General features: G+C 43.3%; 14 protein-coding genes. 2 read left to right on the top strand and 12 right to left on the bottom strand.

The window, feature by feature from the left end; all coding sequences use genetic code 11:
- Positions 1-91: 91 nt before the first annotated feature.
- The 9 genes from FD724_RS34605 to FD724_RS34565 all read right to left on the bottom strand — a co-directional run bounded on the left by FD724_RS34605 (position 92) and on the right by FD724_RS34565 (position 9013).
- The gene (locus FD724_RS34605) at positions 92-1204 is read right to left on the bottom strand and encodes a ParB/RepB/Spo0J family partition protein (protein WP_179076211.1); all 1113 of its coding nucleotides are present in this window, start codon (positions 1202-1204) and stop codon (positions 92-94) included.
- Positions 1201-1956 carry a ParA family protein gene (locus FD724_RS34600; protein ID WP_179076210.1) on the bottom strand — a complete coding sequence of 252 codons (756 nt, stop codon included), beginning with the start codon at positions 1954-1956 and terminating at the stop codon, positions 1201-1203. The genes FD724_RS34605 and FD724_RS34600 overlap by 4 nt, the downstream gene beginning before the upstream one ends.
- 100 nt (positions 1957-2056) lie before the next feature.
- On the bottom strand, positions 2057-2503 hold the full coding sequence (locus tag FD724_RS34595; protein WP_179076209.1) for a PIN domain-containing protein: 447 nt from the start codon (positions 2501-2503) through the stop codon (positions 2057-2059).
- Positions 2500-2739, bottom strand: a complete 240-nt coding sequence (locus FD724_RS34590; RefSeq protein WP_179076208.1) for a hypothetical protein — start codon at positions 2737-2739, stop codon at positions 2500-2502. Before FD724_RS34590 ends, FD724_RS34595 begins: the two co-directional genes overlap by 4 nt.
- Before the next feature lie 165 nt (positions 2740-2904).
- Entirely contained in the window at positions 2905-3729 is an 825-nt protein-coding gene (locus tag FD724_RS34585; RefSeq protein ID WP_179076207.1) for a hypothetical protein, read from the bottom strand.
- 111 nt (positions 3730-3840) lie between these two features.
- The gene (locus FD724_RS34580; protein ID WP_179076206.1) at positions 3841-5007 is read right to left on the bottom strand and encodes an HBL/NHE enterotoxin family protein; all 1167 of its coding nucleotides are present in this window, start codon (positions 5005-5007) and stop codon (positions 3841-3843) included.
- Between the two features lie 53 nt (positions 5008-5060).
- A complete protein-coding gene (locus FD724_RS34575) occupies positions 5061-6191 on the bottom strand; it encodes an HBL/NHE enterotoxin family protein (RefSeq protein ID WP_179076205.1) in 1131 nt (376 codons plus the stop codon).
- Positions 6192-7101: 910 nt separating this feature from the next.
- Positions 7102-8634, bottom strand: a complete 1533-nt coding sequence (locus tag FD724_RS34570; RefSeq protein WP_179076204.1) for a relaxase/mobilization nuclease domain-containing protein — start codon at positions 8632-8634, stop codon at positions 7102-7104.
- Positions 8615-9013, bottom strand: a complete 399-nt coding sequence (locus FD724_RS34565) for a plasmid mobilization relaxosome protein MobC (protein ID WP_179076203.1) — start codon at positions 9011-9013, stop codon at positions 8615-8617. The genes FD724_RS34570 and FD724_RS34565 overlap by 20 nt, the downstream gene beginning before the upstream one ends.
- A 144-nt stretch (positions 9014-9157) precedes the next feature.
- On the opposite strand from FD724_RS34565, the gene FD724_RS41310 reads away from it, so the two are divergent.
- Together FD724_RS41310 and FD724_RS34560 are read left to right on the top strand one after the other, a co-directional pair.
- Positions 9158-9286, top strand: coding sequence for a hypothetical protein (locus FD724_RS41310; protein ID WP_256874690.1), 129 nt, complete (start codon positions 9158-9160; stop codon positions 9284-9286).
- A 361-nt stretch (positions 9287-9647) separates the two neighbouring features.
- On the top strand, positions 9648-10091 hold the full coding sequence (locus FD724_RS34560; RefSeq protein ID WP_179076202.1) for a hypothetical protein: 444 nt from the start codon (positions 9648-9650) through the stop codon (positions 10089-10091).
- A 105-nt stretch (positions 10092-10196) separates the two neighbouring features.
- Here the strand turns inward: FD724_RS34560 and FD724_RS34555 are convergent, their stop codons facing one another.
- The 3 genes from FD724_RS34555 to FD724_RS34545 all read right to left on the bottom strand — a co-directional run bounded on the left by FD724_RS34555 (position 10197) and on the right by FD724_RS34545 (position 16549).
- A complete protein-coding gene (locus tag FD724_RS34555) occupies positions 10197-11294 on the bottom strand; it encodes a chlorophyllase (RefSeq protein ID WP_179076201.1) in 1098 nt (365 codons plus the stop codon).
- 413 nt (positions 11295-11707) lie between these two features.
- Positions 11708-12517 (bottom strand): PEP-CTERM sorting domain-containing protein, encoded by an 810-nt coding sequence (locus FD724_RS34550; protein WP_179076200.1) that lies wholly within the window; start codon positions 12515-12517, stop codon positions 11708-11710.
- A 501-nt stretch (positions 12518-13018) separates the two neighbouring features.
- Positions 13019-16549, bottom strand: coding sequence for a PriCT-2 domain-containing protein (locus tag FD724_RS34545; protein ID WP_179076199.1), 3531 nt, complete (start codon positions 16547-16549; stop codon positions 13019-13021).
- Positions 16550-16654 lie beyond the last annotated feature (105 nt).

Genomic DNA, 16654 nt, shown 5'->3' with positions numbered 1-16654 from the left:
AGTCACTTAAACATGAATCTTAGGCACTAAAGCTTAGTATAAAAAATATTTGAGCATTTTGCCTTCTACGTCCTGGTTTTGGTATGTCAGGTTACTCAACATTTGTCAGCGTCTCCAGTTGTGCAAGTAGTTTTTCTATCTGTTTGCGCTTCTTCGGGTCTGACCAAATACGGGACTTTCTTAGTTTAGTAGTCGCAGTAGTAAAACGTTCTTTGTAATTGTTCGACTCGGTATTTTCGGTAGAGGCGGCGGCTTTCTTCTCACTAATGCGCTGCCTGATTTCGCTTAAAGACCAGTTTTGAGCAATAGCTTGTTCTAAAAAGTCAACGCGCTCATCTAATTTCTGAATTTGGCCGATGGCTTTGGCTTTGGTGTACTCAAGTGAGCCTTCCCTTAGCGCATCAAGGATATCTTCTGGGAGGTTTAACAAGGGCAGGCGGTTCTTAACGAAAGATTCCCAGGTCATTAAGCCTAAGCCTTCAAACACTCCTTCAACGATTTTGAGGTCTTGGTTTACAGCAGGCTCCTGGTTAAGGTCGGAATCATCCGTTTCGGTTTCGCCCATAACGTTATGGGTAGATAAGCCAATATCGCCTTCCTCGTCGCTGATAGCGTTATTGGTAGAATCACTTTCAACTCCGCCCATAACGTTATGGGTAGGTTCATCACCTTCGCTATCGTGTGCGCCCATAACGTTATGGGTAACTGTAGATGCTTTGTTCTGTAGGCGTTGTAGACGATACAGGAATGGGGGGATATCCTCAACACTTCGACCTAGTTTGAGAGACAGCAGTTGCAGGATACCTTCAGTTTCTTCAACTGGATTCAGGTCTTCTCGAAGTAAGTTTTCTATAAGTGCAAATTGAAAAGCTGCGTTGTCGTCTAATTCTCTGATGACGACGGGGACAACTTTCAGCCCAATTTCTTTAGCAGCACGATAGCGTCGCTCTCCTGCTACTAATTCGTGTTTTTCTCCATCAAGGGGGCGGACTAAAACGGGTTGGAGAATGCCATGCTGTTTGATGGATTCAGTTAACTGCTTTAATGCTTCAGAATCAAAGTAACGGCGCGGTTGATTCGGCGGCAGAACAATCTGGTCTAACGGCATGGATTGAGGAGAACCAGCATTCGCTACGCCTGTGGTGTCCCAAGGTACTTCAATTTTGCTTTTAAGGGGTTGGCTGGCTTTAGTAGTACGTCTCATTTTAAGGATTCTAAACTAACGGCTATTTTTTTCAAGATGGCGACAGATGGATGCTTGGGATCGTAAACTGCAAGGGGCATTCGTTCTTCTGAAGCATCAACAAAAGCAGTGGAGCGAGGAATGGGCGCAAAGACTGTTCCGGCGCTGGCTAGTTGTTCGGTGATGGCTGCTAGGGTACGAGTGTCCTGGGAGTTCCGGGCATCGTATTTTGTCGGCACAAATCCGGCTATTTGCAATTTGCGGTTTGGTTTATTGCGTACTGTAGCGACCGTTTTTAGTAATTCGCCTGTTCCCTCAAAGGCTTTGAAATGGGTTTCCAGAGGCACGAGAACATGAGTGGCAGCTACAAGGGAGATGTAACTTAGTAGCCCTAAGCTGGGAGGGCAATCTATGAGGATGAAATCGTAATTCTCTTGGATTGGTTCGATGGCTTCTTTCAGGCGGAAATCGCGCATGGAAGCACTTACCAATTGCATTTCTGCCGTACTCAGAGAGATGTTAGCAGGTGCTAAATCCATGCCGTGAATCCCCTCATGAATTGGCAGAGGTTGTTCATCCACAATGGCATTGTTGACAGTTTGCTCTATGTCTCTTGGAACCAAGCCCATAAAAATGGTTAAGCTGGCTTGGGGGTCTATGTCGATGAGCAGAACGCGATGACCCAATTGCGCTATTTGGTAGCCCAGGTTTTGGGTAAGGGTGGTTTTGGCAACACCTCCCGCCTGATTAAAAACTGCGATGATTCGGCTCATAAGTGAGTTGGTTTACCTGCACCGTTACAATTAAAGATAACTGGTGATGGGTAAATTGGTGTTGTTTATCAAAAATTATGATCGCATTAAATCCCAGGGTCTAGCTGTTTATGCTATTGGGATGAACAATAGTAATTCCTTCAACTTCTACAAAGTCTTTTGGGTTTAAAGTCAGAATATGGCTGATGTTATGGGCAAGCAGTACTGCTTGTATGCGTAAATCGTGGGTGCGTTTACCTGAAATCTTATAAGTTGTAGCGAGGCTAAACCAAAGGCGAAATATATCTGGTGTTTCTTCTAGCCACTCAAACTGATTTATTAGCATTTGCAGCGTTCCTTCAGTTTCTTCTGGTGTCCATCCAAATCCATTTACAGCTACAGGACGGGTAGCTACAACCCAAAATTCAATTAAAACTTGAGATGTAATGAAACATCGATGGTTATTAGATATTAGATACCTTATTGTGCGATCGACAAGATTGTAATCGGGTGAAGCTATATCCCTGGAGCGTAACAGGATATTGGTATCTAATAAATAATGGGTCATACTTCATCAGAGTAGATATTTTCTCGACGCAGAGCTTCATCGTCAAGGTTGGCATAGCTTTTTGGTGCTGTATCTATCCACTCCTGCCAAAGTAATAATCTGTCTGATGATGTTTGAGGTTTACTAGTTAGTAAGGTTAAATGCTTGTTACTAAGCTTTTCTTGAAAGAGTTTTTGCTCTTCGGGGGAGAGGTTTAGTACCACTTCTACGAGGGAATTAACAAGTTGTACATTCATGGCTGTGTATCCGATTCACTCTTCTTCAGTCGGGAGCGATGAGCTTTCGCCCTGCCCTTATGCTGCTCTACTATAATACTGACTATTGCTCCTGCCATACAGTAAACGACATAGCTAATTTCTGCGATCGCTTGTGTAATTACGGTATGGTCATCAAAACTACCCTCACACGAGTAGATATTGATGAATCGTTTGAATCTGTCTATTCAGAGTTTCCAGGTAAGCTCGAACCACAATCTGAATTGACTCCTGTTGACTATGCTCCAAGGTTTCAACAACTTGCTGCATCTGTCCATTCGTGATACTTACACCATTGATTAGATTTTGTAGAGAAGCTACTAGAAGTTGTAGCGCATTCTCAAACTGCTTGACCGTATTGAGAGCGTGAGAAGCATCAGCAATCTGCCGTGAGGTATCTCTCAAATCGTTCCCCAGATCAATTATTTCCTGTTCTAATAATTTCTTCTTAGTTGACAGGTTCACAATTTCGGTAATAATCCAGGCTAACGGAAACCAGGCGATAGCCGCCAATTTCTTGGCGGTATTTTCAAGCTCTTCTTGCTTGTACGTGGACTGCATCTGGAGACTGCTCATCTTTGCCGTTAACTGGTTTTCCAAAACAGCCATCGCGCGGGAATCTCCTGCGATCGTCTCTCGGTATTGAGATAGGCTGTAAAACACTGCCTGGTTGATTTTCATTACATCAGACAACGTGGATGATAATATTGTCAAAATTGGCAGCATTTGCAGCTGCGCCTCTGAATTGCCGCCCTTCCAGGCATCAAGCAGAGTATTGAGAATTCTCTCTTGAGAAGCATAATTCTGACAAAAATGTCCAATATTTTGGACATTTTTCTCTAATTGGGGAGCAAGTTTCTGGGAAAATTCCTGTGCATGTTGCTTCAGATCGTTAGCTTCAAGAGGCAGCCCCGACTCGTTGACGATCGACTGTGCCAATGTAGCCACTGAATTAATTAAATTACTCGGCATGAATATTTCCTCTGAATGAAGATTGAACATAAGAAAAACCAGGCTCACTTATCTTTACTGATGAACCTGGTTTGTTAAATCTCTGTAGTCTCAAATTAAACTGAGTTGCACTTAGGCGGCTTTCGATTTCAGTTGTTCAATCACTTGGCTGTTGAGCGGACTGAGATTGCCTTTACTATCCTTGAGAACCGTTGTCTTTACACCCACCATCTGGGCTTGAATGATTTTGACGCTATCTTGAACCGTCGTCCATTGCTTATTTGCCGTGTTCAGATAAGCCTGAACCCCAATTGGTAACTCGCTATAGGTGTGGGCATTGTCGAGAGAGCTAATCACGTTCCCCATGTTATTACCAAGAAAATCCCAAGCGTTCTTCATATTGTTAACCTGTTGGGAAGCTGCCGATGCTGAAGTACTCAGACTCCCCATCGTCGATTTGAAGTTTTTCAGGAATATCAAGTTAGCATTGAGTTGCGCCTGCTGCTGCAGCAAACCGCTTTTTGCGTCAATGGACTTGCTAAGAATAATCGCGGAAGCAGTCATCCCCCCTATGCCAACGAGTACCAGTGCCACACCTGCTACGACAACTGGAGTACTAGTTCCAGCAGTAACAAAGTTAGCAACTGTGCCCACAGCCACCAATAATCCTCCGCCAACGATCACAAGACCACTAATTGCGATTCCAGCTATAGCAGCGGCGATGGTCGTGTCAAGGTCGTTAATTGAACTATTCAGCGAAGCCAGCGCCCCCTGATCACCGCCAATGATAATATCCGCTTTCTGTGATGCCGTATTGAAGTTGCTGACATCGCTGTTAATATCGGTGAGAAAATTGCCTAGATCGGTTGAAACAACAATTACGCTTTTCTTTTTCTCCTCGATCGCATTTCGTAACTGCTCCAATAGCGCCAGTGCATCACCTTTTGCAGATTGATCGCCGCCCTTCCAGTCACTCAATCGGTCGTTGATCAAAGCGTAAAAACTGGTAAACTGTTGGGAGTACCCCCCTACATCAGTAACCACCCTGATAATCTGGGGCTGGATGTTTTTTAGGTAGTTGTCACTGTGCGCCCTAGCAGTTTTTAGATATTCTTTGATGGGCGGCAGTTTATTGATTACAGATGCTGGTATTTCAATATCCGGCTGTTGCAATATCTGATTGCAGTAATTCTGAACAACTAAACCCGCAGAAGCAGAGCTGCTTAAGGCAGTCCCTAAGTCCTGTACCGATATGTTATCTTGTCTGGCTGCAAAACTAACGAGACGCAATGTACTCATGTATGCTCCAAAATGAATGCTAGATAGTTGAATTGTGGCAATTTGAATTGGAATTAGGCGGGTGTCTTTGCAAACTCCAGCACGTTATCGACTTTTTGGGGTTTCAGATCCACCAGTCGCGACAGCATCTGATTGGCTTCCTGGGCGATAGCATTCCATTCAGTGCCAGCTCTTTCCAAACTGATTTCAATGTAGGGAATCTCAGACAGGCTGGAGGCACGAATAATATCTTGTTTGAAGTTCGCGATGTCAGTTAGCAAGGATGACCATCCAGCACGCAGCTTGTTGTTGGCATCGACCATGTCACTGGTGGTCAAGGCAAGTGTCTCAATCTGCCCGCTCAAACTGCTAACCAGGGCAATCGCTGTGTTGAGCTTAACAGTCTGTTCGTAAAGGTTGCGTAGTTTCTCGTTACTCTTTGCCAGATTCCCTGCCATTGTGGTTAGCGAGATCGACCCTGCGACAACGACCGATATCCCGCCGATGATCACCGATGCACCTGTGACACCTGCTGGCAGTGTCGCAAGTACACCTACTCCGATGACGATACCACCCGTCACAACAACAAGCGATGAAATGACGACACCAGCAATTTGTCCCTGAATATCCTGTTGGGTATTTTTGATTTCCGCCTGGAGTTTAGCAAGTTCTCCCGAATCAGTATTTACCTGATTATTTGCTTCCACAGCATCCGCCTGAAAATTGGTGTTATCCGCTTGAATTTGAGTGGTAAAATTAGTCAGGTCATTCACCAGTTGGCGAGCCGTCGCTTCTCGTCTCTGGGCTTCTCGCTCCAGTTGAGTCAGTAGAAAAATCACCTGCTGATGGGCATCTTTACTCTCCGTAATTTTGGGAAGCAATTCAATAATCGCTTGCTGGAAAGATTGGAACATTCCAGCATAGCCAGTGATATCTGTCAAGGCCGTAATAATCGCAGGCGATAGCGAATTCATAAAATAATCGGCGTGCCGCCCAGAGTTGCTCTGGTGCTGATTCAGATTTATAAGAATCTTGTTGTCATCGCCCAAATCCAGACTTAATTGTGGTTGTTGAGCTACCAGTATGGAGTAAGTTTGCATGAGAACTAGAGCACCCACCGTATTGTGAATATCATTCTTAAAATCCGTGGGCACCAGTGGATTATACGCTGGTTTCGCTAGACCAATGATGTTTGCTACAGACATCTAAAATAATCTCCTACATTTTTGTTTCTGTACTTAATCCCAGAAAAACTGAGTTTGTCTTTCATACTTTTATGAGGCCCACCATCCACTTGATGCAGCAACGGGAAAGATAATCTCGATATTCCTGCCATTGCTGCCAAAAAACAGTGCAACCACGCAGTTCGGAGATTGTAACTATTTGATTGCCCACCATAACTCATGAAAATAGATGAACTAGGGGTCAAATGAGCAATCGATACTGTTGGCGAAAGTGTTACAAACGCACAAACAAAAGTATTACAAATAAAAGCTGCAACCACAGATTGAAGGTTTGAGCTTACGTAATACTTGGCAAGACAAAATGTATTACATGTGCAAACAGTATCTGCAATCGTACAGAAAGTTACACTAAGAGCTTGTCATGTAACAACCTTGCCTCTTTTGAGCTAGAAATGCTTTCTCAATAAGCTTTCTAGATAATAAATTGTAAAAGTTGTTTCTTGACAGGCTCTAAGGCTGAAAGCCTTGCCAGATAAACACTGTGTCATTAATGTTTTTGCCTCTCAATCCGCAGGTATCCAGCGCTATTCTCAAAGTACTAACTAACCTAAACATTATTTGGCACAGCTTTTTTATACGGTATGGCAAGGGTTGGAAGCCCGTAATTTTCCGAGGCTTCAATTGATACAGTTTTCGACTTGGTGGCTAGGACATTGAAAGTAGGTCATTAAGTCTTTAGTGTAACTTTCTACACGGCTGCTTATTTCGCACCTACAGCTTAAATGAAGCTATTTGCCAACTACAACAGTATTATTACTGAATTTATGTAATTATGCTTATGTGTAAATTTGGATCGTGGTTCTAACTGTATGATCTCAGATGTCATATTCTGAGTGATCGCGGTCACGAGTTCGGTCTACGGGAGCGTGGCTCACAAGCTAAAACCACGATCCTGCTGTTTCTGCTTTTGTTGCTCCTCCAAAAGATGAGCTTCTAATTCCTGACTCCAATCAGGATTATGGGTTTTGAGCCTTTTACCCTGTGGCAATAATTCTAATACTGCACTAGCTGTTTTATTCCCTGGCTCATCATTATTGAATGCTACGACAACCCTATTGAAACTTTTGAGAAATTCCATAGGTAGGTTATTCGGGTCATCAGCTACTATCAACATGGTTCTAGTTGGTGGTAGCCCTTTGCAGCTTGAGATCAGGTAAGTGGCTGCTGACATCGCATCAATCGGTGTAGAACACAAAAAGACGTTTTCTACCTTGTCCGTTGGTTGCCCTCCCAATCTCAGATAAAACCAACCATTTTGTGTAGAGGTGTTTTGGTCGTACTCCACAGTGCGATGATTTTCTCTAGGCTTTGACCAAACTAATGCACCAGTTTTTTCACCATCTAAATCACGTTTGATAAACAAAATATTTCGTTGCTCATCCATGTAAAGCAACTGATTATTATGTAATCCTTGCACAATATAATCTGGTATATAGCGTTTCTCGCTTAAGTACTTGTGTAATACTTGCCAAACAACTTTATCCTCCGGTGGTGGAGTGAACTGAGGCTGTTGCTGTTTGCGTTCAATCTCTTGAAGAAACTTTTCTAACTGCTCAATTGGGAGTGGTTTAGCAGGTTTGAGCAGCAATTCATGAATAGGTTCATCATCACGTTCTGGCTGGTAGTCAACGCCAAGATGTTTTTGCAAACCAGGGAAAGTGTAAGCTGCACCTAACTGTGTACCACTAAAAGCTTGCCCATCTTTCTCATAAGAAATGCCTTTAGATTTACCATTCCTAGTCCATCCTGTTCTTACACTAATGCCAGCTTGCTGCAACCGCATGATCAGCGTTGGCATTTGGGGATTATCAACTCCGGCTCTATCAATCGTCTGCTGAACTGACTCTTTGATGATGCGTTGTGGAGGAGAGTCACGTTGTCCCTGTGAAAATTCTTCTTGCTCTCGCCTTATGCGTCTAATTTGTCCGGTGCTGGGTGTGCGATTCAGTTTCTCTCTACTGCCTTGCACTTGCACCAAATTATAGTCAATTTCAATTTGTCGCAGGACTTTCTCGGAACGTACATAATCCCAGGAATCATGCACTACTAGCCCTGTATCCATCCTGATGCGGCTGGCTGCAATATGGATGTGGTCGTCGTCGGTGTTATGGTGGCGAAAGATGACAAACTGATTGGCATCAAAACCCATTTCAAACATGTAGCGGTCGCCAATCTCGCTCCACTTCTCATCATCCAATTTATCACCCTTAGCTGCTGACAATGAGACATGGTAAACAACTCGGTCTGCATCAGAATTTAGTTGTCGAGATAGCTTAAACTCTCGCGCCAATTCTCGCGCATTTCTCCCGCTCATGTTGCCGCCGATTAGTTGGGCATCTTCGCGGGATTCCAAATAATCTAACAGCTTGCGAAAACCTCTGCCCTTAGTCTGCTTCCCAATCATCGGATTCCTCTTCCGAATCTTCGGATTCAATATCATCCGAGGCAATGTCTCGTCTGCACTGATGCAGCAGTTCTAAAAGTTCTCTTAGTAGTTCTGGATCAGCAGGTAAAGTTCGCCCAATTTTTAGCGCTGTGTTAGTTGCCTTTACAAGCTGGTTTAGGTTGTTTCCGATTTGTCCTAATTCCCAATATGTTTGCAAGCTAATTTTACTCAGTCGTTTGGGTAATGGACGCATCAACGCATTGCGCCTCATCAGTTCACTCGCTGACATCCCCGCATCAAGTGATTTTATTCGCAGCAAATCCAGTTCGATATCGCTCAATCTCACTGGAAAAATATGCTTTTGGACTAGAGCTTTTGACTGCTTGCGATTCGCCATAAATCGAGGATCTGAAGGACATTGCGAGGGGGGTTTTTCAAGGGGGGTTTTCCCACTTGAACCAGTCTGCCGTTCGAGCGCAGCGAGACAAAGCGTAAGCTTTGAGGCATGGCTGGCTTTTAGCCAAAAAATGGGCTAAAAGAGGTGTCAAATGCTACGTATGTACGGAGGACACAGCAGGGGGCTGAAGGCGGGAGTAATTTCGGCGTAGCCGTGCTGCTGACTATCCTACAATCTACAGAGGAGGATAGCAACGGCGTAGCCGGAATTTGATAAAATCAAGCAGTCGGTAAATTCTGGTTCGGCGTAGCCACAATAGAAGAAATAAAAACGGCGTAGCCACTATATGAAAATTCTAGGTTCAGCGTAGCTGGCACACAAAATAATAGTTCGGCGTAGCCGTAATACGAAAAGATAATTCAGCGTAGCTGTAACAGCCAGATTTTTTAGCATTAGCTTGAATAAGAAGACCAGCGAAGCTGCCACACTAAAAAATATAAGGTGTAGCTGTAGTACAAAAAGGTAATTCGGCGTAGCCGCAATAGTCGATTTTTTTAGCATTTTGAAAATAAATTGGTGCAAATTATTTCAAATAGCCGATAATTATCAGTTAATCAGGATTTACGAGATAACCATGAGTGAGCATCAGAATTCAGAAGTAATTACGAAAGGTAAGATTGATAAGGCCATCAATCTGCTGAAATCACAGAAACCAAAAGAGCGAGAGGATGTATCGGACAGAGACGCAGTTCGTAAGATGAGGAGATATATTGAAAAACTGACCTCTGATAAGTATGGCTACAGTTATGATGAAGTTTCAGAGATGCTGAAGGATCTGGGCATCAATTTGAGCGGTAGCAGAATCAAATATTTAATAGGTGAGTTGAAGAAAAGCAGCCGTCGCCAGAAAAAGACATCTTCAAGCGACGATAATAATCGGTCATCAAATCCGGCTACTGAAACTCAGCCCATAGTGGTAAATACTGCATCAGATCAAGCTAGTAGTGAGCCAGAGGAATCACCTGTAAAGAGTACGAAAGGCAAGAGCAAAAATCAACAGCCTTTCTCGCAGGAGTAATCAGATAAATCAGAGTCACAAAGCCAACTTTACAAAGACGAAAATTTATAAATACCCAAAAAATGACAGCACCGAGGTTTTAGGCTTTAAACTTTCATAGCAATTCTAAAACTTTAAGACTTTATTTTTAACTAGTTTTTGCTTTTTGCGATTGAGTGAACTTGCACCTATCACGCCTAATACTAACAAACTAACTACAGAAGTGTATTCAGGTATAGGTTTGACAACGCTCTCCACACTTACTTTTTGATCCAAAGTATCATCTGTGTTGAAGACATAATCAAGTGAATTTTTGTCGTTGAGTGCAGTTCCTCGTAAGAACAGCGCACTCCAACGGGCAATAGTTTCAATTGCCACATCTTGGTTTATGGTTGGTCTAACAGTTTCACGTATGAGATTGTCTTCATTGGTAATGCCATAGTGGTTAGCACCAGGGATGGTGATAAAAGCCTTGGGAGGGTCTTGAATGCCTGCGTATGTTTCTTGAGCATTAGCGGGATTTGCCACACCATCTCGATTACCCTGTACTAGAGCAATGGGTATGCCATCATTGTCAATAATCGGAAGCCCTCCACTACTTTGGCCAATCCTGAAGTTAGTGCCATAAAATACACCAGCTTTCAATTCTTTGGGTCGAGTAAAATTCCCAGTGCATAAGGTAGGAAAACATTGACCTTGAATCGCCGCTATTCCTACTGAACCACCAAATGAGTGTCCTAGTAAGACTAAGGTACTAGGGTCAAGTGAATTAGCAATAGGTGATGAAGGTGTAGACTTCTCAGTCTGTATGTAAGTTAGAACATCATTTACTTGCTGTTGTTCAGCAATTAATCCTGTAACCGCACCCGTTGGACTGATTGCTGTTCTCAAGTGGTTAGGCACTACGACGACAAAGCCATAACGTGCTACTGTGTTAGCAAATGTTGAGTAATCTGATTTGTCAACCAGCGCCCCCTGCAATAACAACGCAATCGGCAATGAATTCTGCTGATTCTGTGTACTAGATAAAACTGGATAGTAAATATCAGTGCTATCTACACCACCGTCAGTTCTAGGAATGTTCGTAGAGTAACTGACTGCACTCTCAAAAAGAGGAGCAGGGTTGAATGTAGCACCCACAGCACTTCGCTCTACTCCCAGAGTGATCATCAATGCTCCTACTATAGCCACCGATGATTGCTTCTTTGAGGAGAAAAAATTCATGGCTTTATACCTCTTGTGTTACTCATTCTGAACTTTTACCGCCCAGACGCTAAGTACTCTAGTCGCTGCATTCAATGTAGAGCAGCCAAATTTTTATTACTACCGCTATTAGGACTATCTAATAGCAGGAGTAATAATTTTTTCGCATTGCAAAAGCCCCCCGCAGCGCTGGGTAAATCAAGCGTTCTTAAGGGAGACACAGCAGCGCTCAATAAAAGAATAGTGATGTGTACTGGAGATAAGGGAGTCCCAGAAAAACAAAGGCGGAGGAATCGGCAAAGCATGGCTTCACTGCCATGACGGTACTGCACCTAATCAAGATGCAGAAGGCTTGAAGCCAATTTTTATCTCAGCATCCCAAGGTCACTTTACTTGTTACGTTGTGACTCCTTACGCAAATTAATTAGCTTTAATTAACTTTTCCTACGCCTGTTTAAATACTGTCTCCTCATGAAGGCTCCATATCCTAACATTACAAATGTACTCAGAGCAGTTGAGGGTTCAGGAACAGGAAGAGGAACAAGTGGAGTTCTCTCCACTAAAATGCTTCTTACTGCAAAACGGCTCTCTAAATTTAGATCATTTGTCTGATCGCCAAAAGCAATTATACCGTTTGTTTTAAAATTGCTACGCTGCAAAGCAAAGACATTATCAACAAACAGCTTGGCAAGACCAGTATTATCTATAGTCAAACGATATGTATGAAAATCATTTGTAGTATCTATAACGAATGATTGAGTATCATCACCCCAACCAATACTATCTTCATCAAAATAAATCATTTGCTCTCTATCTAAAAGGCTACCGCTAAATCCTCCATCACCATAGCTAGGTAAAAAAGCAACGCTTGCATCGTAAGTATTATGTTTTTCAGTAACTTCAAGAACCTTTAATGTTAGTTCAATAGAATTAATTGAGTAGCGACTTGTTTCATCTATTCCTAGATTACGGGAAAATAAAGTGAATTGGCCAGAGAGGGAATTAGGTGGAGCTTTACCAATTGTATTTATTGTTAAAGCATCACCATCAGTTGTAACGTCTGGTGGTAAATTGAAATCTGTTCCAGCATCCCATCCTTGAGTACTTGGTAGTGAACCTCCATTAAAGACTAAATCAGCAGCTTTTACTTGTTGCATACCAGAAATAAAAATCAAACAAAATATTAGGGATTTTGGTAAGTGATTGAAAATCCTTACTAACCAAAATTTTGAGACTTTTATCATGTAAATTTCCTATGTAATAAGCTAAAAACAATGTTACTGTTTTGCAAATTTAAGTTGATATATTATGCTCAAGTAAAAATCTTGTTAAGATTTCTTGTTTGAGAACATCATAAATATCAAAAAATACAATACATGATGTTGAGTATTTAGTACACTCAGCAAAAGGAAGACTTTTAAAAACTAGACTAAAGAAATGGCAAAACACTATCCAAAATAGAAACTGTAGTTTTTGGTATAACCGCAGTATTCGTGGTTTCTGGGTTTGTGTGACCATATTTAGGATCAAATTGTCCTGTTCTCGCTCCTGCTCGCCTGCTCAAGAGCCATCTTCGCCATACTCAAAATTTCAAGATTCACCAGATACTTATTTTTTAGAGCTTTCGCAATCAAGTGTTAAGGTATGCTGAACGGGACGCTCACTCAATGATTAAGTACAGGATCATGAAGCAGAGCATCTTTTACTACTGATAGGTCAGTAGAAATGAAAACCGATAAATTTTATCAGATCAGTGTCAGGTTACAGTCGGCTTGTACAGGGGCAAAGTCTGAGTAAACTTCAGTGGGCAGACAACGCAAAATAATCATTAGCAAGTCAGCCAAAACTATCGGCGTGCAGAAGTTAAAAACTCGCCGCAGTGCAGTATTAGTAAAGATTGTGGCAACTTCAGCGACGTGTTCTAAGGCATCTTCTGGTGATGATTCTGATTCAGTGATCAACAGGGGAAAGTATGTACGGGCTAACCACTTTTCATCGTCGTCTAAGTCAGCCAAATTTTTATTACTACCGCTATTAAGACTATCTAATAGCAGGAGTAATAATTTTTTAAAGTGCTGCCAGCCCCCCCAGCGTTGGGTAAATCGGCTCACCCATCCTTGGGTAGTGTCTATGATTTTGGCGATCGCCTTTTGTCCAATTTTCTGGTGTGACTGCCAAAGGTGGGTGAAAGCGTTGACTATAGCGTGGCCTGTTTGCTCACTGGCGTTACCCGCTTCGGGACAGAGTTGGAAAGCATCAACGCTTTCTAATTTTACTCCTGGCAATTCACGATCGAGGAAACCCAAATCATAGTCAGCGCAGAAGTAGAATGTTAGCTCCACATTGGAGCGACGATGAGCGCGTAATCGCCCAATCTCTTGGATGATTTCTGCACGGATCAGGTCTGTGAGATACTTTTGGAAAGCGCTGTTTTTATCTTCCAGGTTGACTGGTTCACCAGTCATCACCTGATATTGTGCTGCTAAAACACCGATGTTTTGGTAGGGAATGCCGAAACTTGCGATCGCATCACACTCACTAAACCTGTTAACACCACGCCCATCGACAAAGTGACCGTATTCTGTGCGGCTAAGGGCTTGGGTTGCAATCTGTTTCCAATCGATAATGCCAAGGTTGGGGCAGAGTTTTTTCAAGGTTTCTTTGAGGGCATTAACACGAGCGCTAAGTGGAAGAGAGCGATTTTTGGGCAGTTTACCCAGCCCAGTGACGTTGACCACTTTTAAATTGTCGTAGTCTGGGCGTTGTTGCTCGATGACTAACACAGGCTCATCGATGCCCAATTTGAATTTCAACTGGTGAGATTTGAAAGTGGCATCAAGATAAATATTAAATTGGGCAGAATTAGCCAATTCAGTGTGCTTGGGGTTTCGGCGGTAAATGCTGAGTACACCCCATTGAGATTGGAAACTACCATCACCCTTCCAAGCTTCGAGAAAGTCAGGCAACCAGTAATTAGGCAAGTCAAGAAACTCCCTGCCTGCCGTTCGTGCGCTGTCTTTAACTACCTTTTTGGCAGCATAACGAGCGGCAGAGCTTTTTTTGAGTTGTTTATCTTGGGTAATATCAATTGAGTCCAAGTCCTCTAAGAAAGTTAAATCAGGTTCTGAGGCTTGCCGAATGGCTTCGATATCTAAGCCAGTGGGGAAAGGGGGCAGCAGCGCACGGATGCTGGCATCATCAAAGCCGTAGCGGTCAGTGGGTTTAAGTTGTTGAGTTAACAGTTGGTGTAAAACCAAGAGTGCAGGTTGCAGCTGTGATAGAAGATTTGGTTCTAACAGTAGCAGCTTGCCCACAGTGGTTTCAAAATCGCCTCGGTTCACATCAACCGAACGCACGGGCTTGATGAGTGTGCCAGCTTCTTCCCATAACCGCCCAACAGTGAAAGTCTGTTCAGCAGCATTAGTTAAGGTGACTGGTGTAGAGTCTGGGTGCGCTCTGAGTTCAGAATAATTTTGAATTGCACTGCGCTTTTGAAAGCGGAAGCCAAAACCGTCACCACTGGCAAAACGGCACTGATTTTTAAGGGAACAACCGCCACAGATGGGGCTGATGCCGCTCTCTTCAAAATCAAGGCTGCTAAAATTCTTGTTGCGGAAGGCGTTAAATAAGTAAGTTCTGTGACAATTGCCGTCAGTGTCGGCAGTCTCACCCGCTTTAGTCCACAGTTTAAAATCCTCACCTAGAGGAGTTTTGCGGGTGGGATCTAGTTTAAAGCCGTTGTGCCGCACTGGCAGGTCAACAAAATTCGTCTCAATGGGCAGTGTAGATGGGTTTCTGTGGTTGGCATCCTGGTAAATCAATTTATCAACGCCAAATAAATTTGCTGTCAGTTGACCAGCGTTGTAAGACTTGCCCAGTCCGGGATGGGAATTATCTAAAATTTGCGTCCAGCCCTTGGATACGGCCTCTACCCAAGCGGTGATATGTTCCTCCGGTTGGCAGGAGATAGAGATATTGCCTGTAACTTCAGTTATGTACGGGATATTGCCGGGCTTGTAAATAATTACATTGGGCGAAGGCGTGTCAATTTCGGGTAAGGGCTTGGGTGTTGGTGGCGCTTTAAATCCTTTAAATATCGAACTAAATGGAGCGATCGCTTGCCTTAATAAATTTTGGAAGCTGCTTAAGTCCTCTCTAACTCGCCCAAGCTCCCACTGTTCACGGTTAATTACTCCTTGGTTGCGTTCGTTATATTCATACTGCCGTTTAGGAAACCGAAAGCCATACTGTTTGGCAATGTGAAACAGTGTTCCGATTGAGATTCCCCCACGTCTAAAACTGCGAATCTTAGCGTGGATGTTCCAAGTTGAACCCTTGATGCTGGGCGACCACTTCTCAGCGATGATTTCCGCATCCGTTGGCCCGTAGTGATTGACCAAAGCCATCAACACCTGACGGCATTCGTCATAGTTACCGCTTCCTGGGGTACGTGGTGGGATGAATGAAAGAGCGTTTTGGATTAGCTGGTCAATGTCCCAGCCTTCAGTGAAGGAAATCTCACGCCACTCTTTACGCCGTGACTCAATTTCTTGAATTCTTAGCTGATACTCAATACGTTCCTGTTGCGCGATCGCGATCGCTTCCTGAATCCATTCTGCTGGTAAAGTGGCTTCAGGGTTGACTAGCGGGAATTCTGCCTCTGTGCTGCCGTAGAAAACACGGGAAGCGTCTTTACAAGCTGGATCATGCGGTAACTGCTGCATGAGAAAGCGTGTACAAGCTTCTACAGTATCAGCACCCTGAACATATTCGGGGAGAAGAAAAACCAAACGAAATTTATGCCATTCTGGTTTATGACTGGCAGTGGTGTAAATTAAAGCACAGTGTTTTTTAATGAAGGGATGGGCTAGGGCTTCTTCTATGGTTAATTGGTGATCGTAAACTTTGATAGAATTGCCGTTAGCGTCCTTGATTGGTTTGCCGTCCTCATCACGGGCGACATCGGAATTATCAATGTCGAGGAGCAACCATTGAGAACCTATGACATTAGCCTTACTGCGCCATTTACCACCCAATAACCCAGCACAGATAGCGTGACCTGCTTTAATGTGTTGCTGCACATCTTCTAGAGTGCCTTCTACATCAATGAAGTTACCGGCCAGCTTCTTAAAATCCCAGTCTTTGTTTGTACCAGTGGCGTTAAACGCAAACTTGATCTCAATCAACTCAAGTTTTGTCTTTACAGAAGAATTTGCCCCTTGAGCATCTGCTGATTGCGGCGATACTGAGTTATGAGATTGTTGTAATGGTGACATGAGAGCTATTCCTCCTGAAGTGTGTTGGAGGAATTGGAGCTATCCCGAAAGTAATCTTTTAGTACAAACGTTCAAAAATGTAAAAACAGAAAAATCCTAAACTGC

Origin of the sequence: Nostoc sp. C057, from assembly GCF_013393925.1 — a bacterium.
GTDB lineage: Bacteria > Cyanobacteriota > Cyanobacteriia > Cyanobacteriales > Nostocaceae > Nostoc > Nostoc muscorum_A.
The sequence above is the reverse complement of the archived record's forward strand: the minus strand, read 5'-3'. Positions and strand labels throughout refer to the sequence as shown.

Bases quoted from the DNA above. Each gene is read 5' to 3' on its own strand.
- FD724_RS34605 (WP_179076211.1), bottom strand. From the start codon at position 1,204: ATGAGACGTACTACTAAAGCCAGCCAACCCCTTAAAAGCAAAATTGAA.
- FD724_RS34600 (WP_179076210.1), bottom strand. From the start codon at position 1,956: ATGAGCCGAATCATCGCAGTTTTTAATCAGGCGGGAGGTGTTGCCAAA.
- FD724_RS34595 (WP_179076209.1), bottom strand. From the start codon at position 2,503: ATGACCCATTATTTATTAGATACCAATATCCTGTTACGCTCCAGGGAT.
- FD724_RS34590 (WP_179076208.1), bottom strand. From the start codon at position 2,739: ATGAATGTACAACTTGTTAATTCCCTCGTAGAAGTGGTACTAAACCTC.
- FD724_RS34585 (WP_179076207.1), bottom strand. From the start codon at position 3,729: ATGCCGAGTAATTTAATTAATTCAGTGGCTACATTGGCACAGTCGATC.
- FD724_RS34580 (WP_179076206.1), bottom strand. From the start codon at position 5,007: ATGAGTACATTGCGTCTCGTTAGTTTTGCAGCCAGACAAGATAACATA.
- FD724_RS34575 (WP_179076205.1), bottom strand. From the start codon at position 6,191: ATGTCTGTAGCAAACATCATTGGTCTAGCGAAACCAGCGTATAATCCA.
- FD724_RS34570 (WP_179076204.1), bottom strand. From the start codon at position 8,634: ATGATTGGGAAGCAGACTAAGGGCAGAGGTTTTCGCAAGCTGTTAGAT.
- FD724_RS34565 (WP_179076203.1), bottom strand. From the start codon at position 9,013: ATGGCGAATCGCAAGCAGTCAAAAGCTCTAGTCCAAAAGCATATTTTT.
- FD724_RS34560 (WP_179076202.1), top strand. From the start codon at position 9,648: ATGAGTGAGCATCAGAATTCAGAAGTAATTACGAAAGGTAAGATTGAT.
- FD724_RS34555 (WP_179076201.1), bottom strand. From the start codon at position 11,294: ATGAATTTTTTCTCCTCAAAGAAGCAATCATCGGTGGCTATAGTAGGA.
- FD724_RS34550 (WP_179076200.1), bottom strand. From the start codon at position 12,517: ATGATAAAAGTCTCAAAATTTTGGTTAGTAAGGATTTTCAATCACTTA.
- FD724_RS34545 (WP_179076199.1), bottom strand. From the start codon at position 16,549: ATGTCACCATTACAACAATCTCATAACTCAGTATCGCCGCAATCAGCA.